The organism is Amycolatopsis palatopharyngis, from assembly GCF_003385185.1.
GTDB lineage: Bacteria > Actinomycetota > Actinomycetes > Mycobacteriales > Pseudonocardiaceae > Amycolatopsis > Amycolatopsis palatopharyngis.
Map to the genome: position 1 here is coordinate 49,350 of NZ_PQHZ01000023.1, position 26,978 is coordinate 76,327.

Annotated in this window: 29 protein-coding genes and 2 pseudogenes; 20 read left to right on the forward strand and 11 right to left on the reverse strand. The window is 67.2% G+C overall.

The window, feature by feature from the left end; genetic code table 11:
* The first annotated feature begins 19 nt into the window (after positions 1 to 19).
* Positions 20 to 166: an ANTAR domain-containing protein gene (locus D0C15_RS34180; protein ID WP_162830135.1), complete on the forward strand. Its 147-nt coding sequence runs from the start codon at positions 20 to 22 to the stop codon at positions 164 to 166.
* Here D0C15_RS34180 and D0C15_RS18580 read toward each other — a convergent pair.
* The gene (locus D0C15_RS18580; RefSeq protein ID WP_116047073.1) at positions 163 to 1,326 is read right to left on the reverse strand and encodes a cysteine desulfurase family protein; all 1,164 of its coding nucleotides are present in this window, start codon (positions 1,324 to 1,326) and stop codon (positions 163 to 165) included. The genes D0C15_RS34180 and D0C15_RS18580 overlap by 4 nt on opposite strands.
* Before the next feature lie 248 nt (positions 1,327 to 1,574).
* The gene (locus D0C15_RS18590) at positions 1,575 to 2,549 is read right to left on the reverse strand and encodes an FAD-dependent oxidoreductase (protein WP_245975963.1); all 975 of its coding nucleotides are present in this window, start codon (positions 2,547 to 2,549) and stop codon (positions 1,575 to 1,577) included.
* On the opposite strand from D0C15_RS18590, the gene D0C15_RS34185 reads away from it, so the two are divergent.
* Genes D0C15_RS34185 through D0C15_RS18600 form a run of 3 tightly spaced genes read left to right on the forward strand, consistent with a single transcriptional unit; the run spans position 2,539 to position 3,248 of the window.
* Positions 2,539 to 2,709 carry a hypothetical protein gene (locus D0C15_RS34185; RefSeq protein ID WP_162830136.1) on the forward strand — a complete coding sequence of 57 codons (171 nt, stop codon included), beginning with the start codon at positions 2,539 to 2,541 and terminating at the stop codon, positions 2,707 to 2,709. The two genes, D0C15_RS18590 and D0C15_RS34185, sit on opposite strands and share 11 nt — an antisense overlap.
* Before the next feature lie 39 nt (positions 2,710 to 2,748).
* Positions 2,749 to 3,006, forward strand: coding sequence for a hypothetical protein (locus D0C15_RS18595; RefSeq protein ID WP_116047079.1), 258 nt, complete (start codon positions 2,749 to 2,751; stop codon positions 3,004 to 3,006).
* A gap of 11 nt (positions 3,007 to 3,017) precedes the next feature.
* Positions 3,018 to 3,248, forward strand: a complete 231-nt coding sequence (locus tag D0C15_RS18600) for a hypothetical protein (RefSeq protein WP_116047081.1) — start codon at positions 3,018 to 3,020, stop codon at positions 3,246 to 3,248.
* Between the two features lie 167 nt (positions 3,249 to 3,415).
* On the opposite strand, the gene D0C15_RS18605 is transcribed toward D0C15_RS18600, so the two are convergent.
* Complete coding sequence (locus D0C15_RS18605; protein WP_116047083.1) at positions 3,416 to 4,000, reverse strand: CGNR zinc finger domain-containing protein; 585 nt, start codon at positions 3,998 to 4,000, stop codon at positions 3,416 to 3,418.
* Positions 4,001 to 4,150: 150 nt separating this feature from the next.
* Here D0C15_RS18605 and D0C15_RS18610 point away from each other — a divergent pair, with 150 nt between their 5' ends.
* Together D0C15_RS18610 and D0C15_RS18615 are read left to right on the forward strand one after the other, a co-directional pair.
* Positions 4,151 to 5,116 carry a haloalkane dehalogenase gene (locus D0C15_RS18610; protein ID WP_245975965.1) on the forward strand — a complete coding sequence of 322 codons (966 nt, stop codon included), beginning with the start codon at positions 4,151 to 4,153 and terminating at the stop codon, positions 5,114 to 5,116.
* Positions 5,113 to 5,790 (forward strand): haloacid dehalogenase type II, encoded by a 678-nt coding sequence (locus D0C15_RS18615; RefSeq protein ID WP_116047085.1) that lies wholly within the window; start codon positions 5,113 to 5,115, stop codon positions 5,788 to 5,790. The genes D0C15_RS18610 and D0C15_RS18615 overlap by 4 nt, the downstream gene beginning before the upstream one ends.
* 142 nt (positions 5,791 to 5,932) lie before the next feature.
* Here the strand turns inward: D0C15_RS18615 and D0C15_RS18620 are convergent, their stop codons facing one another.
* The 4 genes from D0C15_RS18620 to D0C15_RS18635 are packed head-to-tail and all read right to left on the reverse strand — an operon-like array spanning position 5,933 to position 10,486.
* A complete protein-coding gene (locus D0C15_RS18620; protein ID WP_116047088.1) occupies positions 5,933 to 6,622 on the reverse strand; it encodes a LutC/YkgG family protein in 690 nt (229 codons plus the stop codon).
* Complete coding sequence (locus tag D0C15_RS18625; RefSeq protein WP_116047090.1) at positions 6,622 to 8,070, reverse strand: LutB/LldF family L-lactate oxidation iron-sulfur protein; 1,449 nt, start codon at positions 8,068 to 8,070, stop codon at positions 6,622 to 6,624. The genes D0C15_RS18620 and D0C15_RS18625 overlap by 1 nt, the downstream gene beginning before the upstream one ends.
* A complete protein-coding gene (locus D0C15_RS18630; RefSeq protein WP_245975987.1) occupies positions 8,067 to 8,768 on the reverse strand; it encodes a (Fe-S)-binding protein in 702 nt (233 codons plus the stop codon). The genes D0C15_RS18625 and D0C15_RS18630 overlap by 4 nt, the downstream gene beginning before the upstream one ends.
* Before the next feature lie 53 nt (positions 8,769 to 8,821).
* Positions 8,822 to 10,486: an L-lactate permease gene (locus tag D0C15_RS18635; RefSeq protein WP_116047095.1), complete on the reverse strand. Its 1,665-nt coding sequence runs from the start codon at positions 10,484 to 10,486 to the stop codon at positions 8,822 to 8,824.
* A 130-nt stretch (positions 10,487 to 10,616) separates the two neighbouring features.
* Here D0C15_RS18635 and D0C15_RS18640 point away from each other — a divergent pair, with 130 nt between their 5' ends.
* Positions 10,617 to 11,372: a FadR/GntR family transcriptional regulator gene (locus D0C15_RS18640; RefSeq protein ID WP_245975967.1), complete on the forward strand. Its 756-nt coding sequence runs from the start codon at positions 10,617 to 10,619 to the stop codon at positions 11,370 to 11,372.
* 209 nt (positions 11,373 to 11,581) lie between these two features.
* Positions 11,582 to 11,785 (forward strand): hypothetical protein, encoded by a 204-nt coding sequence (locus D0C15_RS18645; protein WP_162830137.1) that lies wholly within the window; start codon positions 11,582 to 11,584, stop codon positions 11,783 to 11,785.
* Positions 11,786 to 11,975: 190 nt separating this feature from the next.
* On the opposite strand, the gene D0C15_RS18650 is transcribed toward D0C15_RS18645, so the two are convergent.
* The gene (locus D0C15_RS18650; protein WP_211323252.1) at positions 11,976 to 13,202 is read right to left on the reverse strand and encodes an MFS transporter; all 1,227 of its coding nucleotides are present in this window, start codon (positions 13,200 to 13,202) and stop codon (positions 11,976 to 11,978) included.
* A gap of 416 nt (positions 13,203 to 13,618) precedes the next feature.
* On the opposite strand from D0C15_RS18650, the gene D0C15_RS18655 reads away from it, so the two are divergent.
* The gene (locus tag D0C15_RS18655) at positions 13,619 to 13,984 is read left to right on the forward strand and encodes an ArsR/SmtB family transcription factor (protein WP_211323253.1); all 366 of its coding nucleotides are present in this window, start codon (positions 13,619 to 13,621) and stop codon (positions 13,982 to 13,984) included.
* A 48-nt stretch (positions 13,985 to 14,032) separates the two neighbouring features.
* Here the strand turns inward: D0C15_RS18655 and D0C15_RS18660 are convergent, their stop codons facing one another.
* Both D0C15_RS18660 and D0C15_RS18665 read right to left on the reverse strand, forming a co-directional pair.
* Positions 14,033 to 14,647 carry a TetR-type transcription factor C-terminal domain-containing protein gene (locus tag D0C15_RS18660; protein ID WP_116047100.1) on the reverse strand — a complete coding sequence of 205 codons (615 nt, stop codon included), beginning with the start codon at positions 14,645 to 14,647 and terminating at the stop codon, positions 14,033 to 14,035.
* 20 nt (positions 14,648 to 14,667) lie between these two features.
* Positions 14,668 to 15,081, reverse strand: coding sequence for a nuclear transport factor 2 family protein (locus D0C15_RS18665; protein ID WP_116047103.1), 414 nt, complete (start codon positions 15,079 to 15,081; stop codon positions 14,668 to 14,670).
* Between the two features lie 105 nt (positions 15,082 to 15,186).
* Here D0C15_RS18665 and D0C15_RS18670 point away from each other — a divergent pair, with 105 nt between their 5' ends.
* The 9 genes and pseudogenes from D0C15_RS18670 to D0C15_RS18710 all read left to right on the forward strand — a co-directional run bounded on the left by D0C15_RS18670 (position 15,187) and on the right by D0C15_RS18710 (position 24,987).
* A complete protein-coding gene (locus D0C15_RS18670) occupies positions 15,187 to 16,584 on the forward strand; it encodes an MFS transporter (protein WP_162830138.1) in 1,398 nt (465 codons plus the stop codon).
* Entirely contained in the window at positions 16,581 to 17,765 is a 1,185-nt protein-coding gene (locus D0C15_RS18675; protein ID WP_116047108.1) for an acyl-CoA dehydrogenase family protein, read from the forward strand. The genes D0C15_RS18670 and D0C15_RS18675 overlap by 4 nt, the downstream gene beginning before the upstream one ends.
* Positions 17,762 to 18,535, forward strand: coding sequence for a hotdog family protein (locus D0C15_RS18680; protein WP_162830139.1), 774 nt, complete (start codon positions 17,762 to 17,764; stop codon positions 18,533 to 18,535). The genes D0C15_RS18675 and D0C15_RS18680 overlap by 4 nt, the downstream gene beginning before the upstream one ends.
* A complete protein-coding gene (locus D0C15_RS18685; RefSeq protein WP_116047113.1) occupies positions 18,535 to 19,341 on the forward strand; it encodes an alpha/beta fold hydrolase in 807 nt (268 codons plus the stop codon). The genes D0C15_RS18680 and D0C15_RS18685 overlap by 1 nt, the downstream gene beginning before the upstream one ends.
* Positions 19,342 to 19,361: 20 nt before the next feature.
* On the forward strand, positions 19,362 to 21,002 hold the full coding sequence (locus D0C15_RS18690) for an AMP-binding protein (RefSeq protein ID WP_162830140.1): 1,641 nt from the start codon (positions 19,362 to 19,364) through the stop codon (positions 21,000 to 21,002).
* Complete coding sequence (locus D0C15_RS18695; RefSeq protein ID WP_211323254.1) at positions 20,999 to 22,225, forward strand: acetyl-CoA C-acetyltransferase; 1,227 nt, start codon at positions 20,999 to 21,001, stop codon at positions 22,223 to 22,225. The genes D0C15_RS18690 and D0C15_RS18695 overlap by 4 nt, the downstream gene beginning before the upstream one ends.
* 4 nt (positions 22,226 to 22,229) lie before the next feature.
* Positions 22,230 to 23,210, forward strand: a pseudogene (locus D0C15_RS18700) (HpcH/HpaI aldolase/citrate lyase family protein).
* 31 nt (positions 23,211 to 23,241) lie between these two features.
* A pseudogene (locus D0C15_RS18705) lies at positions 23,242 to 23,781 on the forward strand (MaoC family dehydratase); the annotation flags it as partial.
* 441 nt (positions 23,782 to 24,222) lie between these two features.
* On the forward strand, positions 24,223 to 24,987 hold the full coding sequence (locus D0C15_RS18710) for a 3-oxoacyl-ACP reductase (protein ID WP_116047121.1): 765 nt from the start codon (positions 24,223 to 24,225) through the stop codon (positions 24,985 to 24,987).
* Here D0C15_RS18710 and D0C15_RS18715 read toward each other — a convergent pair.
* Positions 24,984 to 25,211, reverse strand: coding sequence for a hypothetical protein (locus D0C15_RS18715; RefSeq protein ID WP_162830141.1), 228 nt, complete (start codon positions 25,209 to 25,211; stop codon positions 24,984 to 24,986). The two genes, D0C15_RS18710 and D0C15_RS18715, sit on opposite strands and share 4 nt — an antisense overlap.
* A 246-nt stretch (positions 25,212 to 25,457) precedes the next feature.
* Here D0C15_RS18715 and D0C15_RS35750 point away from each other — a divergent pair, with 246 nt between their 5' ends.
* Both D0C15_RS35750 and D0C15_RS18730 read left to right on the forward strand, forming a co-directional pair.
* The gene (locus tag D0C15_RS35750) at positions 25,458 to 26,033 is read left to right on the forward strand and encodes an acyl-CoA dehydrogenase family protein (RefSeq protein ID WP_425455404.1); all 576 of its coding nucleotides are present in this window, start codon (positions 25,458 to 25,460) and stop codon (positions 26,031 to 26,033) included.
* A gap of 31 nt (positions 26,034 to 26,064) precedes the next feature.
* Positions 26,065 to 26,967: a LysR family transcriptional regulator gene (locus D0C15_RS18730; RefSeq protein WP_116047127.1), complete on the forward strand. Its 903-nt coding sequence runs from the start codon at positions 26,065 to 26,067 to the stop codon at positions 26,965 to 26,967.
* Positions 26,968 to 26,978: the final 11 nt, after the last annotated feature.

The window sequence follows — 26,978 nt, forward strand, 5'->3', positions numbered from 1 at the left end:
GATATCGTCTGCACTGTCGATGAAGAGCAGGAATCCCATCATGCTCGCCACCCCGAGCTCGCGGGCGTTCGCCAGCCTGACCAAGGCGTCGCAGGACCACAACATCAAGGTGCGCGACCTCGCCCACATCATCAACACCAAAGGCGAAATCCCGCGCACCCGCTAACGCGGTCCAGTGTGGACTGCGTTGGCGATTGCCTGCGCCGCGGCAGTGATCTCGGTGTCGGTGCTCCAGCGGCCGATGGTGAGCCGGAGCGCGGCGAGGGTTCGGTCGTTCGACAGGCCCATCGCGGTGAGCACCGGGGATGGCTCGGTCGTGCCGTCGTGGCAGGCGGAACCGGTGGATGCGGCGATCGCAGGTGTCGCGGCGAGTAGTTCGGGACCGATCGTGTTGTCGATACTGATGTTGAGGGTGTTCGGCAGTCGCCGGTCCGGATGTCCGTTGAGGTGCACCCGGCCGGGCAGCAGCCTGGTGAGCTGGTCGTGCAGCAGGTCGCGCAGGCGTTGCACCCGTCGCGGTTCGGATGCCGGCAGATCGGCGACCAGCTCGGCGGCGCGGCCCAGAGCGACGGCCATGGCGACGTTCTCGGTCCCTCCACGTAGGCCGCCTTCCTGTCCGCCACCATAGGTGGACGGCTCGAGGTCGAGTCCGTTTCGGACGTAAAGTGCACCGACGCCCTTCGGCGCGTACATCTTGTGCCCGGTGATCGTGAGCATATCGGCGCCGAGGTCAGCGACGGAGACCGGAAGTTTGCCCGCGGACTGGGAAGCATCGGTGTGCAACAGCGCACCCACTCGGTGCGCCCGGTCGGCGAGTTCCCGGATGGGTTGGACCGCGCCGGTCTCATTGTTGGCATGCATGATCGACACCAGCACCGTGTCCTTGGTGAGCGCGGACTCGAGGTCCGCGGGATCGACGAGCCCGTGGTGGTCGACCGGGAGATAGGTGATGCGCGTGCCGTGCAACCGTTGCAGGCTCGCACAGACGGCGAGGACGGCGGGGTGTTCGGTGGCCTGGGTGATGACGTGCTTGCCCCAGCTGCCGCCGGCGAGCACGGCTCCGCGGATGGCCAGGGTGTCACTGTCCGAACCACCTCCGGTGAAGACCACCTCGGCGGGTGCGGCTCCCAGCAGTCCGCCGACCGAAGCGCGGGCTGCCGTGACGGCGGCCTTCGCCGTACGGCCATAACGGTGGCTGCTCGACGGGTTGCCGAAGTGTTCGGTGAGGTGGGGCAGGAAGGCCTCCGCGACCCTCGGGTCCACCGGTGTGGTGGCGTTATAGTCGAGATAGACGGGCCCATTCTGCAGGCCTGCTGGAATGGTCACGATGAGCTCTCCTCGCGGGTCTGCTGCCTGTCGGCTGCGGGATGGGTTTCGTACATGCGATCGCGACAAGGAGGCCAGAGGCGACGCTGATGGCAGCGGCAGCCTATGGTCCACGTCCGCGACACCCTCACCCAACCCACCGACGCCACCGCCACAGACCTACAGCGACCGGTTCTGACCATGCCCGCCGACACCCCCACCTACACCGCGCTCACCACCATCGGGTGTTTCCTTCTTCTGCGTGGTGGTCAGGAGGCGCAGCAGGACAGTTTGGTGACGTCGCGGGTGTAGGTTTGGGCGGCGAGTTTGAGGCCTTCGGCCATGGTCAGGTAGGGGCACCATAGGTCGGCCATGTCGTGCACGGTCATGTGGTTGGCCAGGGCGTAGACGGCGGTGGCGATGACGTCGCCGGCTCCGGCGGCGAGCACGTGCGCGCCGAGCAGGCGTCCCGTTTCGCGTTCGGCGACGAGTTTGATCGCGCCGCGGGTATCGCGGTTGACCAGGGCCCGTGGCACATACTCCAGGGGCAGCACGCGACAGTCGCAGTCGTAACCCTGTTCGACGGCGGCGGCGTCGGTGAGCCCGGCGGAGCCGAGGCTGGGTGTGGTGAAGGTGACCGCGGGCAGGTGGTGGTAGTCCAGAGTGCGGCCAGCGTTGTCGAAGGCGTTGTCGGTCACGACCGCACCATGGGCGCCCGCGACATAGACGTACTGCGGATGGCCGGTGACATCCCCGGCCGCCCAGATGCGGGAGTTGCCGGTGCGCAGGTGCTCGTCGACGACGATCTCGCCGCGAGAGCCGGTTTTCACGCCGACCGCGTCCAGGTTGAGTCCGGCGGTCACGGGCTGCCGCCCGGTCGCGAGTAACAGCCGCTGCCCGGTGACTCGCCGGCCGGTGTCCGTGGTGACCGCCACGCCCCCAGCGTCGGTGTGGTCGGTGTCGACGCTGGTGGCGCGTTCGGCGATGACGGTGATCCCGTCGTCGCGGAACACTTCGGCCAGGATCGCGGACAGTTCCGGTTCGGTGTGTGGGGCGAACCTGCCCACGACGGTGACCTCGACACCCTGCTCGGCGTGCAACTCGGTGAGCAGCAGATGAGCCAGTTCAACATGGCCTTGCACCACGGTCTGGCGATCCAGTGGGCTTCGCAGTACCCGCTGCTGCGCCGCGGTACTCACCTCAGCCCCGTCGCGGCCGGGCTGAGCACCGGGAATGAGTGTCATCGCAGACGAGCTGATGACACCAGCGTTCGGATTCAGCGCCCCGAACCTCGACGACCCCCTCGTCACCCACGTGCGCGGCTTCGTCGCACACCTCGCGTTCGGGCTTGCAGTCGCCGCCACCGTGGAAGGCGGATGGGCGCTGCTGAAGACCAACCCCTGACTTGAACAAGCTAAAAAAACGTCGACCACGGAGAACATCATGGGTTCGCAAGACGACAATCTGCAGATGCCGACGCACGAGCGGATAGGCTCGATGGCCACCGCCAAGGCCAGTGCCAAAAGGTTGCACGCCGAAGGCTCCGACGCGTCCGAGCTGGGCCAGCGCCATTCCGTGCCTCTGGATGAGGCCCGGTCGATCATCGAGCAGTGGCCCGAGGCGCCGAAGAAGACCGCCGAGAAGATTCTCGATCACTACGGCCCGCCCAACGAGTCCACACCCACCAAGTTGTTTTGGTAACGCACCGGGCCGTGGAACTCATCGAAGGCCGCCGATCGGTCGACGACGCCCGGGGGCTCTACGCCGACACCGCCGCCGCCTACGCCATGGGCCGCTCCGCCCCCTACGCCGAAAAACTGCTCTTCTCTCCACCCACAGGCGACACCGCTGACCGGGATGAAGCCATCCTCGCTTCGAGCATGCGCCACCAAATGACAGAGAAAATGAAGGACACCTTCGGCTCCGGCACCACCCCGAAGTAACTCCCGGGGTTGCGCGGTTGCGAGCCGACGCCGACGACGGCGGCAACGATTACTCGGGTGGGATTCACGATCGTTCGCGCCGAGAGGCCCGTGTGCCGGAGGGCATGTGCGGCGGCACGGCCGGACGGATCAGCCGGGAGGGAAACGCTCTGTCGATGAGGAGTCGCTCACGCGCGCGCCCGTCGACGGTTGCGGGCGGTATGGGCGCGGACTTTGGCGCGGTTGCCGCAGCGGGTCATCGAGCACCAGCGGCGGCGCCCGCCGCGCGAGGTGTCCACGAAGAGCATGCGGCAGTGCGAGTCGGTGCATTCGCTGACCCGGTCAAGATCGGGACCGGTGACGAGGTCGATCAGGTCGCGAGCGAGGGCGGCCAGTGCGGACTCCACGGGGTGTGCGCTCTCGCGGACGCCCCGCCCGTCCGCAGTGAGCCGGGGGATCGGGGTCGAGTGGGCGGCGTCGGTGTTGATCAGGACGAGTGCGTCGTCCGGCACCGGCCGCCCGGCCCGCAGGGCGGCGAGCACGTCCCAGGTGGCCGTGCGCAACGAACGCATCGCGGCCAGATGCTTGGCGTGCACCACTGGTGGTGCGTCCAGCAGGCCCGCCGCGACGAGCCAGGCGGCCAGGGCCGCCTCGTCCGGGACGCGTTCCACTGGGTCCGCGCCGCGCAGACCGACAGTGGCGAGCAGGTTCAGGCAGTCGCGGCCAGTGTCGAAACGGGGACGCGCCACCACATCAGCTCGGGGACCGCTCATTGCCGCTCTCCCCACGAAATGTCGTCGACCTGCACTAACCTGTCAATCAGGTTAACGTTAGCAGTGAGCGTCCGGATGAGAAGGAGACCGCACTCGTGTCGTTGACCGGCGAGATGTTCTGCGACGTGGTGTGCGATCGGGAAAGCCGCGATGGAGTTCGCGCTCGCCGACGTCGAGAACGATGGTGCGGCGGGTGACCGTTGCCGGGGACCCCAGCGGAAGGAGCGGATTGACGGCATGGCGATGACGGAGCAGAAGAACTATGTCGACGTGCTGGGTCGCCGGATCGCCTACACGGAGGCGGGCAGCGGCGATCCGATCGTGTTCCTGCACGGCAACCCCACCTCGTCGTTTCTGTGGCGCAAGGTGATCCCACACCTTCAGCCGCACGGCCGCTGCCTGGCGCCCGACCTGATCGGGATGGGTGACTCCGACAAGCTGTCCGGGAGCGGACCGGGCAGCTACCGTTTTGTCGAGCATCGCCGCTACCTGGATGCGTTGCTGGAGCGGATCGGGGTGCGGGAGCGGGTGACGCTCGTGCTGCACGACTGGGGCTCGGCCCTGGGGTTCGACTGGGCCAACCGGCACCGCGACGCGGTCAAGGGTATCGCCTACATGGAGGCGATCGTGCGGCCGGTGACCTGGCAGGAGTGGCCGGAGTCGGCCCGGGAGATGTTCCAGGCTCTGCGGTCCCCGTCCGGGGAGGAGATGGTGCTGCAGCGCAATGTCTTCGTGGAACGCGTTTTGCCGGGCTCGGTGCTGCGCGGGCTCACCGAGGAGGAGATGCAGACCTACCGATCCCCTTATCGCACACCTGGCGAGGATCGCCGCCCAACCCTGACCTGGCCCCGTGAACTCCCGATCGACGGCCACCCTGCCGACGTGGTGGAGATCGTGACTTCCTACGGGGACTGGTTGTCCACGAGCGAGATCCCGAAGTTGTTCGTCAACGCCGACCCTGGGGCGATCCTCACTGGGCCGCAACGCGAATGGGTACGCACCTGGCCCAACCAGACCGAGGTCACGGTCCGTGGGAACCACTTTCCGCAGGAGGATTCGCCAGACGAGATCGGCCACGCGATCGGGGACTGGTACACCGGAAAGGTCAGCGCATGAATACACCAGCACCGTCCGTCGTGGTGTTCGACGTCAACGAAACCCTGTCGGACATGAGCCCGCTGGCCGCGCGGTTCGCCGACGTCGGCGCGCCCGAGCAGCTGGCCAAGCTGTGGTTCGCGTCCCTGCTGCGTGACGGGTTCGCCCTCGCCGCCGCCGGCGCGCAGGAACCCTTCGCCATGCTGGGCGAGCAGGGCCTGCGCGGCATCCTCACCGGAGTGTCGCTGGACCGGAACCTCGACGCCGCCGTCGACCACGTGATGGCCGGGTTCGGTGAACTGCCCGTCCACCCGGACGTTGCCGCCGGTGTGCGGGCATTGCGCGCGGCGGGTCTGCGGCTGGTCACGCTGACCAACGGCTCCACCCGCGTCGCCGAGACACTGCTGACCCGCGCGGGGCTGCTGGAGGAGTTCGAGGCCCTGCTCTCGGTCGAGGACGCCGGCGCCTGGAAACCCGCTCGCACCGCCTACGAGTACGCGGCCCGCCGCTGCGGTACAGACCTTGGTGACATGCTGCTGGTCGCGGTGCATCCGTGGGACATCGACGGCGCGGCCCGCGCAGGCATGACCACGGCGTGGATCAACCGCACCGGCACGCCCTACCCGGGCTATTTCACCGCACCCCGCTACACAATCAGCACACTCGACGCCCTCGCCGAGCAACTCAGATCATGACCAGGATCTAGACAACCTGCTCCGGGTAGTCGACCATCTTCGCAGCGCGATGCGCCAAGTGGCAGCACTCCCAGTGGGCGCGGTCAGACGCATCCGCCTTGTCGACAGGCTCGATCCCGCACTCCTGAACGGGTCGGCCTGATCAACACGCCGCACCTGGAGATTTGTCGTCCTCCGGCGCCGCGGAGACCAGCAGTACGTGCAGGGTGCGGGGGCCGTGCACGCCCTCGACGCGGTCGAGTTCGATGTCGCTGGTGGCGCTCGGCCCGCTGATCCAGGTCAGCGGCGAACCACCGTCCACCGCGTCCTGCAGGCGGGCCACGCCTTCGGGAACGTCGCCGACCAGCCGGTCTTCCGCGACGATGCACACGTGCACGTCGGGGACCAAGGTCAGTGCCCGCCGGCCCTGATCCCGGGCATGGTCCAGGACGATGGTGCCGGTGGTGGCGATGGCGAGCGCGGACGCGGTCACCACGCCGTCCGTCGTGTCCAATTCGGCGGAGGTCATCGTGCCGTCGTCGACGATGACCTCCGTCCCCGTCGTCCGCGCACTGTCGAGCCACGCCGGCGTGAGGCCGGCAGGTGTGACGACCCGGTGCGCGCCGGCCCCGGCGAGGGCCGCGGCCACGCGGTCGGCGACCCGCTCCGGCGGCACTCGTTCGATGACGGCCTGGTAGTCCGCGACCCGCTCCATGAACAGCGCCGCGTGGTCGCCTGCCGGGCCGGGCACCCCGTAGGTCCAGGGCACCTCGGCCTCGTCGGGCGTCGAGCCCCGGGGTACGTCACGTAGCGCAGCCGTGATGCGGCCGAGGATCTCCTCTCGTGCGTCCATTACTTTCCCTCCTCCGAGCGCTGCTGCCACCACGTCCGGAATGACTCGGGTGGTGGCGCCGGCGCGTCCCGAGTCTGGCTCCAGGCCGAGAACGGCCAGGGCAGCTTGCCCAGGGTCGGACGACCGCGCAGGGCTCGGCCGGTCAGGCCTGCGGCCCGCTGGGCGGTCTCGTAGCGGCGGCGGTCGCCGAGCATCCACGCGGCCCCGCGCATCGCGGCCTGCTCCCCGGTCGGGATGCCACCGCGTTTCTCGTCGACGACCCTGGTCCGCAGGTGTACCAGCACTTCGGGGATGTCGATCCGGACCGGACAGGCGTCGAAGCAGGCCCCACACAGGCTGGAGGCGTACGGCAACGAACGGTCCACGTCGCTGTCCGTGCCGCGAAGCAGCGGCGTGAGCACCGCGCCGATGGGGCCGGGATAGACGGAGCCGTAGGCATGCCCGCCCGCGCGCTCGTAGACGGGGCACACGTTGAGGCACGCGGAGCACCGGATGCACCGCAGGCTCTGTCGCCCCGTGGTGTCGGCGAGTGCGTTGGTGCGGCCGTTGTCGATCAGCACCACGTGCACGTTCTGCGGGCCGTCGCCCGGGGTCACTCCGGTCCAGGTGGAGGTGTAGGGGTTCATCCGCTCCCCGGTGCTGCTGCGGGGAAGCAGTTGCATGAACACCTCCAGGTCCGCCCAGGCGGGTACGACCTTCTCGATGCCGACCACGGAGATCAGCGTCTCGGGCAGCGTCAGGCACATCCGTCCGTTGCCCTCGGACTCGACGACGACGAGCGTGCCGGTGTCGGCGACAGCGAAGTTCGCGCCGGAGACGGCGACCTTCGCGCGGAGGAACTTCTCCCGCAGATGCAGCCGGGCGGCCTCGGCCAATTGCGCCGGTTCGTCGGTGAGCCCGTCGGGGGCGGGTGCGCCGACCTGGCCCATCTCCCTGCGGAAGATGTCCCGGATCTCCGATCGGTTGCGGTGGATGGCCGGGACCAGGATGTGGCTGGGGCGGTCATGCCCGAGCTGCACGATGAGCTCGGCGAGGTCGGTCTCCCACGCATTGATCCCGGCCGCCTCGAGGGCCTCGTTCAGCTCGATCTCCTGGGTCGCCATCGACTTCACCTTGACCACCTCGTCGGTGTCCTCGGCACGCACGAGGTCGACGATGATCCTGTTCGCCTCGGCGGCGTCACGCGCCCAGTGGACTTCTGCTCCCGCGGCGGTCAGGGACGCCTCCAGTTGCTGGAGGTAGACATCGAGGTGGCGGAGCACGCGGTCCTTGATCGCGGCCCCGGCGACTCGAAGCTGCTCCCAGTCGTCCACCTCGTCGACCATCGCGGCGCGCTTGCCGCGGATGGTGTGCGTGGCGTGGCGCAGGTTCCTGCGCTGCTGGGTGTCGGCGAGGGCCGCCCGGGCAGCCTCGGGGAACGCGGGCAGCCCCAGGAACGTGCCGCTCATCGGTGCACCTCCTCTGTGGACGCGAGGATCTCGGCCAGATGCAGGACGCGCACCCCGGCACGTTGTCGTGAGAGCAGGCCACCGATGTGGGCCAGACAGGAGTTGTCCCCGGCGACGAGCACCTCGGCGTCGGTGCTGCACACGTGGCGGACCTTGTCGGCGCCCATCGCCACGGAGGTGTCGGCGTTCTTCATCGCGAAGGTGCCGCCGAACCCGCAGCACTCCTCGGCCGCGGGCAACTCGACCAGGTCTAGGCCCCGAACCGCCCGCAACAGCTGCAACGGCCGGTCCGCGACCCGCAGCATCCGCAGTGAGTGGCAGGTCGGGTGGTAGGTCACCCGGTGCGGGAAGTAGGCGCCGACATCGGTGACACCGAGTACGTCGACCAGGAACTCCGACAGCTCGTACACACGGGGCGCCAGATCTCGCACCTCGGCCGCCAGTTCGTCCTCACCCGCCTCGCGGGCGAGGGTGGCGTGCTGCAGCCGGATCGACCCGACACAGGACCCCGACGGCGCGACCACGGCGTCGTAGCCGGCGAACACATCGGCGAAACGGCGCACCAGCGGCACCGCCTCGCGGGCGTAGCCGGTGTTGGTGAACATCTGCCCACAGCAGGTCTGCTCGAGCGGGAACTCGACTGTGCAGCCGAGCCTCTCCAGGAGCCGGACCACAGCCTTCGGCGTGCCCGGCCACATCGTGTCGTTGAAGCAGGTGGCGAACAGTGCCACTCGCCCTCCGGCCCCGCCGCTCACGGGAGCATCCCGGACAGGATCGTGGACTGCAGGCCGACCAGCAGGCACAGCGCCACCAGAAGTCCCAGGCTCCATAGCAGCACCTTTCGGAGAATCTCGGATTCGCGGCCCACCAAGCCGACCGCGGTGGCCGCGATGGTGAGGTTCTGTGGGCTGATCATCTTCCCCACCACGCCACCGGAGGTGTTCGCGGCCACCAGCAGGGTCGGGTCGAGGCCGGTGTTCACAGCGGCGGTCTGCTGCAGGGTGGCGAACAGCGCGTTGGCGCTGGTGTCGGACCCGGTCACCGCCGTGCCCAGCCAGCCAAGCACGGGGGAGAGGAACGCGAACGCCGCCCCGGCACCGGCGATCCAGGTGCCCATGGTGACCGTCATGCCCGCCAGGTTCATCACGTATGCCAGCGCCAGCACCGCGGCCACGGTGAGCAGTGCGAACCGGAGTTTGACCACGGTGCGCACCAGTTCCCCGGCGGCGGTGGCGACGGGCACGCGATACACCGCGGCGACCACCACGCCGCACAGAAGCAGCAGGGTGCCGGGCGAGGAGAGCCATTGGAACTTGTACGCGCTGCTGTCGGCGATATCGCCCAGACCCGGCCAGGCCACGGCGAGGTCGCTTGCGGTCAGGGCCTTCTCGATCGGGCCGACCAGATTGGCAACGGAGAATACCGCGATGACCAGTAGGTAAGGGAACAGCGCGAGCAGCACCCGGCGACCGGTCAGCGTGCCGGCAGGCGCCTCGGTCCGGGGCTCGACCGCGACAGCGGTGCCGTTCGTAAGGGCGTCGGAACCCGGCGCCCTGTCGTGCTCCTCGTCCGCGGCGAGCCGGTCCCGCACCGCGGATCCGCCGCGCGGCTGCCACACCCGGAGCACGAGCACCGCGGCTGCCAGTCCGGCGAGGGAGGCGATGATGTCGGTCAGTTCCACCGAGACGAAGTTCGAGCTGACGAACTGGGCCACACCGAAGACCACGCCGACGGTCAGTGCGACCGGCCACGTCTCGCGAACGCCGCGCCTGCCGTCGGCCACGAAGACGAGCAGCAGCGGCACCACGGCGGCCAGCAGTGGTGTCTGGCGGCCCACGTACGCGCCGATCTCCTCGTAGGGGATCCCGGTCAGGTTTCCTGCGGTGATGATCGGGATGGCGATCGCGCCGAAGGCCACCGGGGCGGTGTTCGCGAGCAGCACCACGGCCGCAGCGCGCAGCCGGGAGAAGCCGATCGCCATCAGCATCACCCCGGTGATCGCCACCGGAGCGCCGAAGCCGGCCAGCGCCTCGAGCAGCCCGCCGAAGCAGAACGCGATGATGATCGCCTGCACCCGTGGGTCGCCATGGATCCGGTCGAAGGTGGCGTGCAGGTCCTCGAACCTGCCGCTGACGACGGTGATCTGGTACAGCCAGATCGCGCTGAGCACGATCCACATGATCGGGAAAAGGCCGAACACGGCGCCCTGGGTGCCCGACAGCAAGGCCAGGTGCAGCGGCATGCCGTAGCCGGTCACCGCCACACCGAGGGCCACCGCGAGCGCGGCCAGCCCTGCCCAGTGGGCCTTCCAGCGCAGCAGGCCCAAGGTGACGAAGAGCGTCAGCAGTGGCAGTGCCGCCACCAGCGCCGACAGGGCGAGGCTGTCACCCAATGGCGCGAGATCGGGAATGTACATCGAGTCTCCACGGGTCGGTCCACGATCACTCAATCGGTCGACCATTCTGTGGTCTGACCACAGCGGCGGACTGTATAGTGGGCCCTATCACGCGTCAAGGGGGAGGTGGCCCACGCTGAGTGAGCACGTTGTGTCCGGGAACGGCGACCAGGGGACGATGCCGTGGCAGCCGATCGCACGGAGTCGCTCGTACGAGCTGGTCGTGGATCAGATCGAGGAACAGATCCTGGCCGGGAGGCTGCGCGTCGGCGATCGGCTCCCCGGAGAACGGGACCTTGCCAGCCACCTGCAGGTGAGCAGGGCCGCCGTGCGAGAGGCGATTCGCAGCCTCGAGGCCCAGGGCGTGGTGCGCTCCGCGGTCGGATCAGGCAAGGACGCCGGCACCGTCGTGTCGGCGTTGCCCAGTGAGGCACTGACCCGGCTGCTGCGTCTTCACGTGGCGCTGGCGAACTTCCCGATCCCCGACGTGGTAGCGGCACGAGTGATGCTGGAACGCTCCAGCGCCGCCCTCGCCGCCGACAACGCGGGTGAGGGCGATCTCGCAGCGATGCGCGTGGCACTGGACGGGATGGACAGTCGCGACGTGGACCGGGACAGGTTCAACGAGCTGGACACCGCGTTCCATGTAGCGATCGCCGAGGCCGGCCGAAACCGGCTGGTGGCGGACATGACAATCGCCATCCGCGACTCGATGCGGCGCCCGATCCTGCGTGCACTGGAGGAGCTCGGCGAGGACTGGAAGCGCGTCGCCGACCAGTTGCGGGCGGATCACCACGCCATTTTCGCAGCCATCGAGTCCGGCGACGGAGCCCTCGCCGCCGAACGGGTCGACCAGCACATCCGGTCCGCCCACATCGCGCTGCCCTTCGCGGGCGACACAACGTAAAGCTGACGATCGGCTGCCGGGACGTCGGCTGGTTTCAGTAAGTGTGCGGAGGAGCTGGTTTCGGGCTCCGGCGAACAGCGTCGAGCAGGCCTGCACGAGATCGCTGGGTTGCTGGGTCTTTCCGCTGAGCAGCCAGTCGACTAGCAGGTGGTTGACCCCTCCGACGAGCGCCACCGCCGTCAGCCGTCGCAACTGTTGTGGGCTCGACGGTGTCCAGCCACACGTCGGTCACCAGGTCCGCGAACTCGTTGAGCACGGCGTGGCGCCTGGCCTCCAGTTCCGGTGAGACCCCAACGACCTCGATCAGCACGATCTGGGCACGCCGCGCGTCTGCGGTGGACACCTGTTTCGCCGATGTCGCCCGGTATCCGTGGTGCGAGTTCGAGCAGGGCGTGCAACTGGTCGGCGGGTAGGAGGACATGATCGTCGACACCCCTCGACCTGGTCGAGCACGCGAGTTTGGCGTCGAGGGGCTGACCGGAGGCCGCAGGATTCGGCGAGATGGAGGCGTCGCGTTCTTGCCGCCGGGCGGTCTGCCGGCAGAAGGTGTTCGCTCGTCCGTGAACTGGTGACGTGCGGGGTGCTGGGCGTCGCCTGGCAGGCCTACGGGTGGCGCTGTGATCCGGTCTCAGGGGACAGAGCTTCGGCCTGGGTGCCGAAGGCGCGCATGGCAAGTGCGCCGATCAGCGGTCCAGGTGCCAGCAGGAGGAATGCGTAACGCCAGCTGACCCAATCGGCTATCAGGGGTACCAATTGGATGCTGATGACGGTGAGTGCGAATCCGATGGCGGTCTGCGCGGTGAGTGCGGTGCCGACGTAGCGGGGGTCGGCCGTCTCGCTCAGCGATGTCGAGAACACACCGGAGTCGGCGATGACCGATGCCCCCCAGATGAGGCAGAAGACCACGAGGAAGGCCGGCCCGGAGTCGAAGGCCAGTGGGGAGATCAGGCAGCACAGTCCGCTGATGATCAACGCGGTGACGGCCGCTGGGGAGCGGCCGAAGCGGTCCGCGCACCAACCGCCGAGCAGGCATCCCGCTACCCCGGCGATGCCCATCGCGATAAACACGAAGATCCCAACCGAGCCGGGCAGTTGTGGTGCGGCACTGCTGGTTAGCAGGAACGTCGGTATCCACGTCCAGAGGGCGTAGAGCTCCCACATGTGCCCGAAGTAGCCAAGATTCACCAGGCGCGGACCCCGCTCGCGGAACATCATGATCGCGTATCGCGGGTTGTGCGACGGTGCCGACGCGGCCAGATGCGGGCCGGGGCGCACCATGGTCAGCGCTACCAGGCCTGCCAGCAGTCCGAGTCCGGATGCGGTGAGCAGAACATCACGCCACGGCAGCGAGCCCAGTCCGGAGATCAAGTGTGGCAGCGTCGATCCGAGAGTCAGCGCGCCGATCAGAATGCCCAGGGCGAGGCCTCGTCCAGAACGGCCGGCCCACGACGCCATCAGTTTCATCCCGACCGGATACACCCCCGCCAGGCACATCCCCGTCAGGAAGCGCAGTGGCACCGCACCCGCCATGCCGTGGATCCACAGGGCCAACGCCACCGTGCACGCGGCCGCCAGCGTCGCGCTTGCCGCGAGGAGCAGGTGGGGCCGGATCCGATCGGCCAGGTTCAGTGCGGTCGAGGTGATCGCTCCGGCGACGAAGCCGACCTGGACCGAACCCGTGAGCCACACGGCCTCCGCCGCCGAGATTGCCCAGTCCCCTTGCAGGCTCGGAACGACCGCGGACATCGAGAACCACACCGCGAGCCCGAGCACCTGCACAAAAGCGACCGCGCCGCGTTGTAACCCCGAGCTCAACACGCCAGAGTGCATGCCGCCCTACCTTCTAGGCACGCCCCGGCGGGCGTGGAGCTCGATGGATGGTCGTGACCAGCGCAAGCCGGCTTACCTTTTTCGTTGGTTCGCGCCACAGATCGGCTCGGTCGCACGCGGGGATGATCTAGTGAGGGTGGCGCGTCCGCATGCATCGAGTACCTCTTTAGTTTGATGGTTTTAAGAGTATCGCTAGTTCTACAATCGACCCGGGGTTCCGTCAAGGAAGAAGCAACGATGGGGCAAGGCCCGGAGTGGCGATCACGATCACCGTGCGATATCGGCATTAACGGTTGGTATGAGCGTCCGGGTTAGCAACCTTTCCAGGGTGCCTTGGTCGCCTTGGGAGCCTGACTGGGAGTGCATCCAGGCTAGAATAATTCGATAGTTGTGACTATGCTGCGGAAGGAAGCTGAGTGCACGATGCGATGTTGGCGCCGGAGCGGGCGATTATGACGGGGATGGACGCCATGCGCGATGACCTGCTGAACCGAACCGACGTGTTCAAGGCGCTCAGCGACCCCGTGCGGCTGGACTTGCTCGTCCGGATCGCGGCCGTCGACGAGATCTCCTGCACTGATCTCGTCGCCGACGCCGACGTCACCGCATCTACAGTGTCCTACCACGTAAAAATTCTCAAAGCCGCAGAACTTGTCGCCGTCCGGAAGCAAGGCCGCAACTACCACTACGCAGCGAAACCGGCCGCGCTCATCGAAATCGCCGCACTACTCAATCTCCTCGCCACTACGAAGCCCGCAAGACGGACCAAACACGCCGCCTGATACCTCGTCAGGAGTGGGTGGGCGGCGGCTTGGAACGTGTGCAAGTCCTTACCCTTTGGCGATGGCGATCGCGAAGTCGGCCTGTTGTTCGGCGAGGGCCTCGGGGGCGAGCGCTCCACCAGGCTGATACCAGGTCGCGACGGTGGAGCAGAGGAGCAGCACGGCTCGCGCCGCTTCGCGTGGGTATGCGGTGTGAAAGGCGCTGGACTCGACTCCCTGGGCCAGGATGTCGACGAAGATCTGTTGGGTCGAGTCGCGAGCAGTGATGACTTCTTTGCGCCGCTCGCCCTCGAGATAGCGGAACTCGCTGAGGGCTACGAGTGAGGCGAGCTGGTGGTCGGTCGAGAAGCCGACATACGCCCGAACTGCGGCGCGCAACCGGTCCTCCGGGGTGGAACGCGCCGATTTGACCGTCTTAGTCACCCTGCGCAAGAGGGCGTCGTTTGCCTCTCTGAGTACAGCGACGAGCAGGTCGTCCTTGGATGGAAAGTAGTTGTAGAGGTTGGACAGGCTGGTGCCGGCGCGGCCGGCGATCGTGCGCATCGAGGCACCGGAGAAGCCGAGTTCGGCGAACGCCGTGAGGGCGGCGTCGAGGATCCCGTTCAGCTTGGCGCTGCGGGACAGGCTGTCGGGCATCGCCGCCGTTGCAGAACGTTCGTTCATATCCCCTGAGAGTAGTGCACTCATCGGCCAACCTCCGGCTCGTCGGCAGCCGCCTCGGCTGGCGGCCAGACAAAGGTGCCAGGGTTCCAGCCGTGCTCCACGTCGCTCCACCAGAAGAACAGAATGCGGCGCTCTTCGAAGCGCCACCGCCCGTCGGGGCAGCGCACCATGCGGTCGAGGTACCGCCCGGCAGCGATCTGGCTCTGCCCGTTGACGACACAGGGCTGCAACAACCAGGTCTGCCCGGACGCCCTGTCGCCGTCGACTCTTAGCGTTTCGTTGGAGGAAAAGTGCCACCACGCTCCGAGACTGCCCGCCTGCAGGCTGGCGAAGAAGGACTTCAGATCATGCGAGCCTCGGGCCGTCGATAACCCGATGAAGGCCCCGTCCTCGAGTCGGCGCAGCCGCTCCTCGACGCCTTCGTCCTGGCTCATTGATTGGTCCTTCCAGTCAAAGCCTCTTGAAGGATGGTGCGAGCCAGCCTACGGTGTACGAACGATCGTTCGTGTAAGGCGGACTGTAACTCAAGGAGTCCTTTCATGGCGCACAACCCGGTCACGGCGCCCTCGACCCAGCCCGAGCGCCGCACGCTCGCTCGGGTCGCCGGCGCCGTCCTGATGGGATCTGCCTTGGAGTGGTACGACTACTTCCTCTACGGCACTGCTGCAGCCCTGGTGTTCAACCAGGTCTTCTTCCCCGCGCAGGACGCAACCACATCGCTGCTCCTCTCTTTCGCCACCTTCGGAGTGGGTTTCGTCGCCCGGCCGTTCGGTGCGTTGATCTTCGGGCACATCGGCGACAAGATGGGCCGCAAGCCCGCTCTGGTCGCGACTCTTGTGCTGATGGGCATCTCCACCACTCTGATGGCGCTCATCCCGTCCTACGCCTCGATCGGCATCGCAGCCCCGATCATGCTTGTTGTCATGCGGCTCCTGCAGGGAGCGGGAGCGGGCGCGGAGTACAGCGGAGCGGCGATCTTCGCGGTCGAGTACGCACCCGAGAATCGGCGCGGACTCTACGGAGGGATTTCGGCCAGCGGCGCCTACGCGGGTCTGGTGCTTTCCTCGGCCGCAATGCTCCTGACAACCGCACTGACCACGGACGAGCAGTTCCTGGCGTGGGGCTGGCGTCTGCCATTCCTGGCCAGCCTCGCGCTCGTCGCCCTCGGTCTGTGGATGCGGATTCGCCTCGAGGAGACTCCCGAGTTCGAGGAGAAGGTTCACCAGCACGAGCTGCACGGCGAGTCCACCCCCGCTCCGAAACTGCCGATCCTCACCTTGCTGCGCACCCAGTGGAAGAACGTCCTTCTCGTGATGGGAACGGTCGCCGCACCGTTGGCCCTCAGCTACGTCTACTCCGTCTACGCCCTCGCTTTCCTCGGCAAGTCTGGCCACTCAGCAGAAGTCGGTACCGCCGGCCTCGTCGTCGCCGGTTTCGTGGTGATGATCACCGCGCCGCTCGCCGGCCTCGCATCCGACAAGTGGGGCCGTCGCCCGGTCCTGATCAGCGGCGCCATCTGGGCCGCAGCGTTCGCCTACCCGTTCTTCTGGCTGGCCGGCAACGGGAACCCTGTGCTGGCGATCATCGCTTTGGCACTCGCCAACGGCGGGAGCGTCGGCATTATGTTCGGCGTCCAGGGCGTGATCTTGTCGGAGCTGTTCGCCACCTCGACCCGCTTCAGCGGCGCTGCAATCAGCCGCGAGATCGGCGCGGTCCTCTTCGGCGGCCTCGCCCCGTTCATCTCCGTCAGCCTGTCGTCGGCCGTGGGTGGCGCTGCCTGGCCGGTGGGGATCTACGTCGTCGGTCTGTGCGCGGTCACGCTGGTCGCGGGCATCCTGTTACCGGAGACCTACCGTCGGAGGCTCGACTCCCTCGACGAGATGGTCGAGCATCGTGCATCCAGCACCGCCGATGTGACGCCGGTGAGCCCCCGATGACGCATCGTCCCGCCGCGCGACCGGATACGCCGCGCTACCTCACCGAGGAACGCCTGGCGATCCAGGAGCTGGCCCGGCAGTTCACCCGCGAGCGAGTTCGCCCGCTGGCCGACGAACTCGACCCGCAACAGGGCACCATCCCCGATTCGCTCCGCGACGAAATGGCAGAGCTCGGCTTCTTCGGGCTGATGATTCCCGAGGAGCACGGCGGCCTCGGCCAGGGCGTCTTCGAGTACTGCCTGGTCGCCGAGGAATTGGCACAGGGCTGGCTCAGCGTCGCCAGCCTGCTCGCTCGGGGTAACGGGATGGGCGGGGAGTTCACCCAGCAGCAATGCAAGGAACTCCTTCCGCGCATGGCAGCCGGGGAATACCTCGGTGCCTTCGCGCTCTCCGAGGCCGAGGCCGGATCAGACGTCGCTAACCTTTCGTGTCGAGCCCGGCAAGAGGGAAACGAGTGGGTAGTGCACGGCACCAAGATGTGGTGCACCTACGCCGATCAGGCCGACTACCTCGTCCTCTTCGCCCGTACTTCGCCGAAGGATCCCGCGAAACCTCACCGAGGCATCAGCGCCTTCCTGGTCGACAAGCAGCGAGGGACGTTCCCTGAGGGGGTGAGCGGTACCAAGGTGCGCAAGATCGGTTACCACGGGTGGAGTACGTGGGAGTTGTCCTTCGATGGACTGAGGCTGCCGGAGTCGATGCTCCTCGGCGAGGAGGGCCGCGGCTTCTACCTGGCACTCGGCGGGCTTGAGGTCGGCCGGGCGCACACCGCGGCGCGGGCCATCGGGCTCGCGCAGGCGGCACTCGACGACGCAACGGAGTACGCGCAGACTCGGCGACAGTTCGGTGGCCCGTTGACGCAGTTCCAGGACGTGCGATTCAAGCTCGCCCGGATGGCAGCCGACATCGAAGCCTCTCGGCAGCTGATGTACCACGTGGCCACAGAGATCGACTCCGGCCGCCGGTGCGATCGCGAGGCGGCAATGGCCAAGTACGTTGCGAGCGAGATGGCGGAGCGGGTAACCAGCGACGCCATGCAGATCCACGGCGGCGCCGGCTACACGACCGACTTCGCCGTCGAGCGGCACTGGCGCGACGCCCGTCTGACCCGGATCTTCGAAGGCGCAAACGAGATCCAACTCCGGGTGATATCTGACGACATGCTGGGAGCCCTCCGATGAGCGCTGATGTTGCTACGACCATGCCGATCCATCTCGAGGATCTCAACGTGGGGGAGCGCGTCACTGTGCCGGCTGGCCGGGTTGGTCCGGTCGGCATCGACGGCCGCGTTCACGGTGCGATGGTCGCCGCCGCGTTTGCCCGCTCCGCGGCAGCCACCTGGGAGGACATCGAGGGCAGATGGCGTTACCTGGCGCCGGTGTGCGACGGTGACGAGCTGACCTTCGAGGTGACGATCACGAGTTGTCGGCGCACTCCTGACCTCTCGCAGGGAGTAGTCGGAAGGCATGTCCGGGTTAGGAATGATGGCGGAGCCCTGGTCCAAGAAGGACTGACCACATCCCTTGTGCCGGTCCGAACTGTCCTCGACGATGACAGTGTCCGGGTCGGTCGCGCATTCGGAACACGGGCCTGGGCCTCGGCTTTGGCCGAGCGGCTCGACGATGATCCCGCGTTCACCACCGAGACCAGCACGTGGGATGGCGCGATCGGCATTCGCTATGGCGACCGGGAGATGCAGTTCCGGATTTACCGCGGCCGGACGCTCGAGGCAGTCTCCCGCACTCTGGCCGGTCCCACCTTCGTGGTGGAAGCCAGTGAGCACGACTGGATTGACCTCTTCACCGGCCCGACCAACGACTTCGCTCGACGGGCAATGCTCGATCAGTTCCAGGTCCGGGGCAACGCCTACGAGTACCTCCGGCTCACCGCAGCCTTGGTCGCCTTCGTCGACCAGGCGCGCGAGCTGGCCCGTGCGGGAAGGATCGCCTGATGCGCGCCGACTATCTCGACATCGGTGGCTGCCGCTCCTTCGTCCTGCAGGAGGGCGAGGGCGTCCCCGTCCTGCTCCTGCATACGGCTGGACAGCACGGCGTGCAGTGGCGCCACGTCCAGGGCGAACTCGCCTCCCACGGCTACCGAGTGGTAGTGCCAGATCTACCGGGGCACGGCAAGTCTGAACCGGCGTCTGGAGGTCCCGTCCGGGACCTGCGCACCTACGCGGCCTGGTGTGCGGAAGTGATCGACACCCTCGACCTGGACCGGCCCTTCATTGTTGGGTGCTCCATCGGCGGCCGGATCAGCCTCGACCTGGCGGCCCGCATGGGCGATCGACTCCGTGGCGTCATCGCTATGGCTGCCCACGGCCACCGGGATTCGCACCCTCGGCTGACGGAGCACGGCCTGGAGCGGGAATTGGTCGATTCCGCCGCCCCGTCACGGGCGGACCGCACCTACTTCGGCACCAAGGCCGTCGTGGGGGCGAGCGTCTCTACCGAAACCGCGGAGCTCATCGCGCTCATGCACCGCCGCGAGGACCCAGCGGTCTCCACAAGCGACCTGATCGGTTGGACGCGGCACGACCTCGGCACTGACCTCGACACGATCGCCTGCCCAGTGCACCTGGTCGCAGGCACTGATGATCTGTGGGTCGACCCGGCTGACGTGGCGCGCACAGCCGATCGCATCCCACGGTCCGAGTTGACCGTCCTCGACGGAATCGGTCACTACCCGATGGAGGAGGTCAGCGATTTCGCAGACACTTTGCACGGCTGGATGAAGGGGCTGACCGACCTGTGACCGCCGCTCCACCAGACAGCATGACGCTGGCCCAGATGCTGGCCGAGGTCGTCTCGCGCGACCCTGAGGCGCCGGCCGTCATTGACGACACTCCCGAGGCGCTGACGACGTCGTACGGCGAGCTGTGGCGCCGCGTTGTTGGGCTACGGGACGAACTGCGCGGGCTCGGTGTGCGTAAAGGTTCCTGCGTCTGCGTCTACCTCCCCAATTGGGTCGACATCGTCGTCTGGCAGTTCGCCGCCGCGAGCCTGGGCGCCCACGTGATCGGCCTCAACACTCGCTACGCGGTCGGCGACATCGCGCACGTGCTCGACCTGGCACGGCCAGTGGTCGTCGCCGTGGCTCACGACTTCCGGAACCTCCCCTTCGGTGACCGGCTGCGTGAGGGATTGAAGGAGGCCGGTGTCGCCGCACTATCGGTGGCCGTCATCACCGGCCCCGGCCTGCCTGCAGCCGCGGCCGACGTGGTCTCTACCTACGACCTGGGCGCAGGCGCCTGGGCGCCGCGGCCGGCCGACCTATCGGCACCGCTCGACCTACGGGCGCTCGACGACGCACCCGACGACCTCGCGGTGGCTTTCACGACTTCGGGCTCGACCGGCAAGCCCAAGCTGGCGGCCCACCTGGGCAGCCATGTGGTCCACCACTCGCGCGCGGTCGCGGTGGCCGCCGACCTGGGTCCCGACTCGCGGATGTTGATGCCGCTTCCCCTCTCGGGAGTGCTGACCTTCTCGCCTGGCTATGCGGCATTGTGCGCTGGCGGCGCACTGGTCATGCAGCCCTCGTTCGACGGCCCGCAGGCTGTGGAGCTGATGGAGCGCCATCGGGTGACTCACATGACCTCGGCCGACGACGTCGGGTTACGTATCAAAGAAGCATGGGAACGGAATCCCCGGGACCTCAGTGCTTTCCGCCGCTTCCTGTTCGGCGACTTCTATGGCCAGTCTCTGCAGGTCGCCCGCTGGTTCGAGGAGAAAACCGGCGGCACCGCCGTGAGCATCTACGGCTCCAGCGAGGTATTTGCACTGCTCACGCTGTGGCTTGGCGACGACGGGGCATCAGACCGCTGGGTCGGGGGCGGTCGCGCGTCTTCACCCCGGGCGGAGCTGCGCATCGTCGATCCGGTGAGCGGGGAGGAGCTGCCCGCTGGTGAGTCCGGCGAGCTATTGGTGCGCGGCTACTCGGTGGTCGACGCCTACCTCGGCGACTGCGACGGGTCGGTGATGAGGCACAACGTCGACGACGACGGGTGGTTCCACACCGGCGATCTCTGCCACCTGCGCGAGGACGGCGCTCTCGTCTACCAGTACCGGCTGGGCGAATCGTTGCGGCTCAAAGGATTCCTGGTCGAGCCCATCGAGATCGAGTCGGTGATCGCTCAGCTGCCCGAGGTGAGCATGGTCAAGGTGGTTGGAATCGAGGGCGGCGCCGAGACGCGCGCGATCGGTTTCGTGACCGCGGTTCCCGGCGCCGTGGTGGACGCGGACGCAGTCCGGCGTTACTGCGTGGAGAAGCTGGCGCGCTACAAGGTGCCTGAGTTCGTCCACGTGATCGACGAGATGCCCACCACCAGGGGAGCCAATGGAATGAAGATCAGGGCCGCCGCGCTCCGGGAGCTCGCAGCCGAGCTTCACAGCGCGGCCCCGGAGGGAGCGAAGTGAACAACGACGTCGTCATCTGCAACCCGGTGCGCACCCCGGTGGGGATGGACGGAGGACAGTTCCGCGGCCTGGACGCCGCCGACCTGGCGACCGCCGCCATCGCCGGCCTGTTGCAGCGCACCGGTCTCTCGGAGGGCGACGTCGATGACGTCGTCCTTGGGCAGGGCTACCCCAACGGAGAATCGCCGGCCATCGGCCGCGTCGCAGCGCTCAACGCCGGTCTAGGAACGACTACCGGTGGGATCCAGCTGGACCGGCGCTGTGGCTCCGGATTGCAGTCGGTGCTGTACGCCGCCCTCACCGTGAGTGAGGGCTGGGCCGACACCGTCGTGGCCGGCGGCGCGGAGTCGATGAGCCAGGCAGAGTACTACCTGCTCGGCGCGCAGGAGGGCACGAAGAAGGAGACGATCGAGCTGGTCAGCCGCATCGGGCGCGGCCGGGTGACCGCCGGCGGCTACAACTTCCCGGTCCCGGGTGGCATGCTCGAGACCGCCGAGAACGTCCGGATCGACTACGGCGTGACCCGTGAGGCGCAGGACGAGTTCGCCCTGTGGAGCCAGCAGAAGGCCGTCGCCGCCCAGGACGCCGGCGTATTCGACGACGAGATCGTCCCGGTGACCATTCCAGCCACCCGGCGTACGCCCGAGCAGGTCATCACCACCGACGAGCACCCGCGACGCGGCCTGACCATGGAAGACCTGCAGCGGCTCAAGCCCGTGCGACGCAGTGTCGACCCGGCATCGACCGTCACTCCGGGCAACGCCTGCGGCCAGAGCGACGGTGCTGCGGTTTGCATTGTCACCACACGCGACCGTGCTGACCAGCTTGGCTTGCGGCCGATGCTGCGCGTGGTCACATCCGCAGTGGCCGGCGTCCCGCCCCGTGTGATGGGGATAGGGCCGGTGCCCGCAGTGGCGAAGGCTCTCAAGCGCGCGGACCTGGCGCTTGATGACATCGACCTGATCGAGCTCAACGAGGCCTTTGCCGCCCAAGTGCTTGCCTGCATTCAGGAGTGGGGACTCACCCAATCCGAGCTCGAGGAGAAGTTCAACGTTCACGGCTCGGGGATCTCCCTTGGCCACCCGGCCGGGGCTACCGGCATGCGCATCTTGACCACACTCGCTTACGAGACGCACCGCCGCCAGGTCCGTTACGGCCTGGAGACGATGTGCATCGGGGGCGGCCAGGGGCTTGCTGCCGTCTTCGAGCGCGTGGACGGGTGATCCGATGACCGAGACACAATCCCTGTCCGCCCGCCGGTCCCAGCCGCGCCGCTCGTGCCTCGCGGTGCCCGGCTCTAACCCCCGGTTCCTCGAGAAGGCCAAGGGCCTGGCGAGCGATCAGGTCTTCCTGGACCTGGAGGACGCCTGCGCGCCGCTCGCGAAACCCGAAGCCCGCAAGAACATCGTGGCTGCTCTCAACGAGGGCGGCTGGGGCGACCGACTGCGCGTCGTCCGGGTCAACGACTGGACGACCCACTGGACCTACCGCGACGTGATCGAGGTGGTGGAGGGGGCCGGAGCCAACCTTGACTGCATCATGCTCCCGAAGGTCCAGACGCCCGAGCAGGTGGTCGCCCTGGACCTGCTGCTCACCCAGCTCGAAAACGAACACGGGCTTGAGGCCGGTCGGATCGGCATCGAAGCACAGATCGAGAACGCGCTGGGCCTGATCAACATCAACGCCATCGCGACGGCATCTCCACGAGTGGAGACCATCATCTTCGGTCCCGCTGACTTCATGGCCAGCATCAACATGAAGTCCCTCGTCATCGGCGAGCAGCCCCAAGGCTACGACGTCGGCGACGCCTACCACCACGTGCTGATGAGCATCCTGATGGCAGCCCGCGCCCACGACAAGCAGGCGATCGACGGTCCGTACGCGTAGATCCGCGATGTCGAGGGCTATACGCGCATCGCCTCCCGGTCGGCCGCCCTTGGCTTCGATGGCAAGTGGGTGCTGCACCCCTCCCAGGTCGAGGTTGCCAACCAGGTCTACTCGCCGAGGCAAGAGGACTTCGACCATGCGGAGAACATCCTCGACGCCTACGACCACTTCACCTCAGAGGCGGGCGGCCAGCTCGGCGCGGTCATGCTCGGCGACGAGATGATCGACGAGGCCTCCCGCAAGATGGCCCTGGTGATCTCCGCAAAGGGCAGAGCCGCCGCAATGCAGCGCAGCAAACTATGGACGCCTCCGGAGTCCTGACGTCTCTCGACCATACGACGACCAGGAGCACACAATGCAGTTTGGCCGCAGCTATGAGGAGTTTGAGGTCGGCGCGATCTACCGGCACTGGCCCGGAAAGACAGTCACCGAGTACGACGACCACCTATTCTCACTGCTAACAATGAACCATCACCCACTCCACCTCGACGCCCACTATGCAAAGGGAGCGACCGACTTCGGCAAGAACGTCGTGGTCGGGCCCTACGTCTATTCGCTGTTACTCGGCATGAGCGTCGAAGACGTCTCGGCGCTCGCTATCGCGAACCTCGAGACCGAGAACCTCAAGCACGTCGCGCCAACCTTCCACGGCGACACCATCTATGGTGAAACCACGGTGGTGGAGAAGCGGGAGAGCGCTAGCAAGTCCGACCGCGGCATCGTCACCGTCGACACGCGCGGCTACAACCAGAATGGCGCTCTTGTCTGCGAGTTCCGACGCAAAGTGTTGGCTGCCAAGGAATCCTACCTAGACGCGCATGGAGGTCGGACCCCCTCGCACTCACACAAGTCAGCTGCGAGTCCGGGAACCGGTCGCGATCAAAAACTGTAACGCGCTCGAAAGTGGCCGGCGAGCACTTGAGCCGCGAGAAGACTACCCATCCCGCCACCGTCTTATCAGGGACTGCTGCAAGATCAGGTGACAGGTGTCGATCGCGGCACCGGGCCAGGCCGAGATCGGGCGATACCTGTGTTGCGGAACAGGGATTTGGGGACGACCCACGGATCGTCTGTTCCAAGGGTGCGGGTCGTGGTCACGGTAAGGGCCGGGAAGTCAGAGGAGGTTCCGGTCGTGCGCTGTTGCCACGCCTCGGTGCCGGAGGGCTGCGCGGCCGAGGCGTCAGGAGGTGACCATGCCCTGGCCAGGTATCGGTCCGATGTCACCTACTCCGCTAATGGGCGAGCCGCGGGAGCAGTGGGTCTGTCGCGGGCATGGTGTTGCGTTTGGCTGCCGGTCCCCGGCAGGGGATGGCCGGCGTGAGAGGGTCGGTTCATGGAGTTGGACGAGCAGATTGTTCTGGTGACCGGCGGTGCCCGCGGGGTTGGCCGTGCCGTGTCGCGCGCCTTCGCCGCACAGGGAGCGCGGGTCGTGGTGAACTACTACCGCAGCGCGGAGGAGGCGGCGGCACTTGTGGCGGAGCTCGGCCCCGAACGTGCTGTGGCCGTGCGGGCGGACGTCACAGATGCCGGTCAGGTCGGGGAGTTGTTCGCGACCGTGCGGGAGCATTTTGGGAGCCCGGTGACCACGGTGATCAACAATGCGCTCCGGGATTACTCGTTCAACGGCGATGCCCGGGCCACAGCGGAGTCGATCGGATGGAGTGAGTTCGCGGCACAGTTCGAGGGCAGCGTCCGCGGTTCGCTCAACACCATTCAGGCCGCCGTCGACGATATGCGGGTCCGCGGATGGGGGCGGATCATCAACGTCGGCACCAACCTGTTTCAGAACCCGGTGGTCGCCTACCACGACTACACGGCCGCGAAGGCGGCGTTGCTGTCGTTGACTCGAACTTGCGCGGTCGATCTCGGCCCAGCGGGTGTCACGGTGAACATGGTCTCCGGTGGGCTGCTGCGGACCACCGACGCCAGTGCCGCCACCCCGCAGGCGGTGTTCGACCAGATCGCCGCGAGCACCCCGCTGCGAAAGGTGACCACGCCCGAAGAGTTCGCCGACGCCGTCCTGCTGTTCGCCTCACCGTGGGCTCGTTCGATCACCGGGCAGAACCTGGTTGTCGACGGTGGACTCGTCATGACCTAGGCATCGCTTGTACCGAGGCCCCGCTTCTCCGCCCTCACCGGCCCATCCACGCCTCCGCAGTGGTGGGGCAACCCAACCGGGAGGCGCGGGCCAGCCCCGTCGGAGCCGGGATCGATGCCCAGCATCGCGCCCACCTCCACCGTGTCGGACACCCGCACGATCTTGATCATCAGGTGGGTGCCGATGTTGCCCCACCCGATGATCGCGACCTTCCTCTTCTGCATGTCCATGTCTCCTCGTGGGGACCGCACAAGCGTGCGGTGATCAAGGGAAATGCCTGGCCGGGACCGGCAGTTGCTCAGCCGTCGAATCGGGCATCGACCGTGCCCAGACCGGTGGTCGTCGCGATGACCTCGTCGCCCGACACCACGGGCGACATCGGACCAGTGCGCCGGAAAGCACCACCTGACCGGCGCGTAGCGGCTCGCCGAACTCCCGGGCCGTCCGGGCGAGCCAGCTGAGAGCGGCCAGTGGGTCGCCCACTGGTGCGGAGGGGCAGGGCGTTCCGGTGCCTGCTCGACGGCCTCAAACCGGAGCGCATCCGGCTCGCGCACGAAGCGCTGGGCATCGGCCGGGCCGCTATCGGCCGCGCCGTGCGGTACGCGAAGGAGCGGGTCGTGTTCGACCGTCTCTTCGGGCAGAACCAGGGCATCGCGTTTCCCTTCGCCGAAGCCGTGACCAGGCTCAATGCGGCAGAATTGATGGCCCGCAACGCGGCGTGGCGCTACGACAAGGGGCTGCCCTGCGGGCGGGAGGCGAACATGGCGAAGTGGTTGTGCGCGGACGCGGGATCCGCCGCCGATCAGGGCTGTCCAGACTCACGGCGGCATGGTCTACGCCAGGGAGTACCACGTCGAACGGTACTTCCGCGAGTCACGCATTCTTCGCCTCGCGCCGGTGAGCCAGGAGATGGTCATGAACTAAGTGTCGACCCACGTGCTCGGCCTGCCAAGGTCGTACTGAACGGAGAGTGTGGATTTCCGCAGGCAGGCAGGCGAGCCCAAGGTCCCTCTGGCGAGCTGATCGAGTTTTCCGTCAATATTTGATCGTCTGCCGGATGCCTGGAATCGTGACAGCGTGGAGTTGCGTCACCTAGCTGGATTCGTCGCGGTCGCCGAAGAGCTGCACTTCGGTCGTGCAGCGGCACGGCTACACATGGCTCAGTCGCCATTGAGCCAGCAAATTCGGCTGCTAGAACGTGACCTCGGTGTCACGTTGTTCGACCGGAGTACCCGGTCGGTTCATCTGACTGCGGCGGGCGAGTCGTTCCTGGAACCTGCCCGTAGGGTGCTGGCGGAAGCTTCGGTCGCGCGTCGCACGGTGCAGGCAGCGAACCTGGGTGAAGTCGGCCGCATCACGGTCGGCTTCGCGGGAGCAAGCGCCTACTCGGCACTGCCCCTGCTGACGAGGGCCGTCAACTCCGAACTGCCGGGGATAGAGCTTGCCTTACGAGGCCAGACATACTCGGGCGAAGCACTGGGACGCATTACCGACGGCACGCTCGATCTGGGTTTCGTCGCACTTCCGGTTCGTCGTGGCATCTCAGCGCGGGTGGTGCGGGTCGAGCAGTTGGTCCTCGCCCTGCCGGATACGCACCTCCTTGCCGACCGGGTCAGCGTCCACCTGACGGCGCTAACCCAGGAACGATTCGTGACCTTCCCTGCCTCGCGCGGGTCTGCCATACGCGACGCGGCCGTGCATGCGTGCCTCGATGCCGGGTTCTCGCCGATGATCAGCCAGGAGGCACCGGACGCATACAACCTGCTCGCGCTCGTCGGCGCGGGCGTCGGTGTGGCCATAGTCGTCGAATCAGCCCAGAACATCCACTTGGAACATGTCGTATTCCGGCCCATCGCGGGAGACGTACTGCCTCTCCCCATCGCCTTGGCGTGGCGTTCGGGCAACAACTCGGCAGCGCTGCGATCGGTGCTACGGGTCGCCGAAGACGTCCTGCCGACACCTGCTGATTATATAGAATGACGTCTCACCGC

Coding starts and splice junctions, on each gene's coding strand:
- D0C15_RS34180 (WP_162830135.1), top strand. CDS start 20: ATGAAGAGCAGGAATCCCATCATGCTCGCCACCCCGAGCTCGCGGGCG.
- D0C15_RS34185 (WP_162830136.1), top strand. CDS start 2,539: ATGAGTGTCATCGCAGACGAGCTGATGACACCAGCGTTCGGATTCAGC.
- D0C15_RS18590 (WP_245975963.1), bottom strand. CDS start 2,549: ATGACACTCATTCCCGGTGCTCAGCCCGGCCGCGACGGGGCTGAGGTG.
- D0C15_RS18595 (WP_116047079.1), top strand. CDS start 2,749: ATGGGTTCGCAAGACGACAATCTGCAGATGCCGACGCACGAGCGGATA.
- D0C15_RS18605 (WP_116047083.1), bottom strand. CDS start 4,000: ATGAGCGGTCCCCGAGCTGATGTGGTGGCGCGTCCCCGTTTCGACACT.
- D0C15_RS18610 (WP_245975965.1), top strand. CDS start 4,151: ATGGAGTTCGCGCTCGCCGACGTCGAGAACGATGGTGCGGCGGGTGAC.
- D0C15_RS18615 (WP_116047085.1), top strand. CDS start 5,113: ATGAATACACCAGCACCGTCCGTCGTGGTGTTCGACGTCAACGAAACC.
- D0C15_RS18620 (WP_116047088.1), bottom strand. CDS start 6,622: ATGGACGCACGAGAGGAGATCCTCGGCCGCATCACGGCTGCGCTACGT.
- D0C15_RS18625 (WP_116047090.1), bottom strand. CDS start 8,070: ATGAGCGGCACGTTCCTGGGGCTGCCCGCGTTCCCCGAGGCTGCCCGG.
- D0C15_RS18630 (WP_245975987.1), bottom strand. CDS start 8,768: ATGTGGCCGGGCACGCCGAAGGCTGTGGTCCGGCTCCTGGAGAGGCTC.
- D0C15_RS18635 (WP_116047095.1), bottom strand. CDS start 10,486: ATGTACATTCCCGATCTCGCGCCATTGGGTGACAGCCTCGCCCTGTCG.
- D0C15_RS18650 (WP_211323252.1), bottom strand. CDS start 13,202: ATGCACTCTGGCGTGTTGAGCTCGGGGTTACAACGCGGCGCGGTCGCT.
- D0C15_RS18660 (WP_116047100.1), bottom strand. CDS start 14,647: ATGAACGAACGTTCTGCAACGGCGGCGATGCCCGACAGCCTGTCCCGC.
- D0C15_RS18665 (WP_116047103.1), bottom strand. CDS start 15,081: ATGAGCCAGGACGAAGGCGTCGAGGAGCGGCTGCGCCGACTCGAGGAC.
- D0C15_RS18670 (WP_162830138.1), top strand. CDS start 15,187: ATGGCGCACAACCCGGTCACGGCGCCCTCGACCCAGCCCGAGCGCCGC.
- D0C15_RS18675 (WP_116047108.1), top strand. CDS start 16,581: ATGACGCATCGTCCCGCCGCGCGACCGGATACGCCGCGCTACCTCACC.
- D0C15_RS18680 (WP_162830139.1), top strand. CDS start 17,762: ATGAGCGCTGATGTTGCTACGACCATGCCGATCCATCTCGAGGATCTC.
- D0C15_RS18685 (WP_116047113.1), top strand. CDS start 18,535: ATGCGCGCCGACTATCTCGACATCGGTGGCTGCCGCTCCTTCGTCCTG.
- D0C15_RS18690 (WP_162830140.1), top strand. CDS start 19,362: ATGACGCTGGCCCAGATGCTGGCCGAGGTCGTCTCGCGCGACCCTGAG.
- D0C15_RS18710 (WP_116047121.1), top strand. CDS start 24,223: ATGGAGTTGGACGAGCAGATTGTTCTGGTGACCGGCGGTGCCCGCGGG.
- D0C15_RS18715 (WP_162830141.1), bottom strand. CDS start 25,211: ATGCAGAAGAGGAAGGTCGCGATCATCGGGTGGGGCAACATCGGCACC.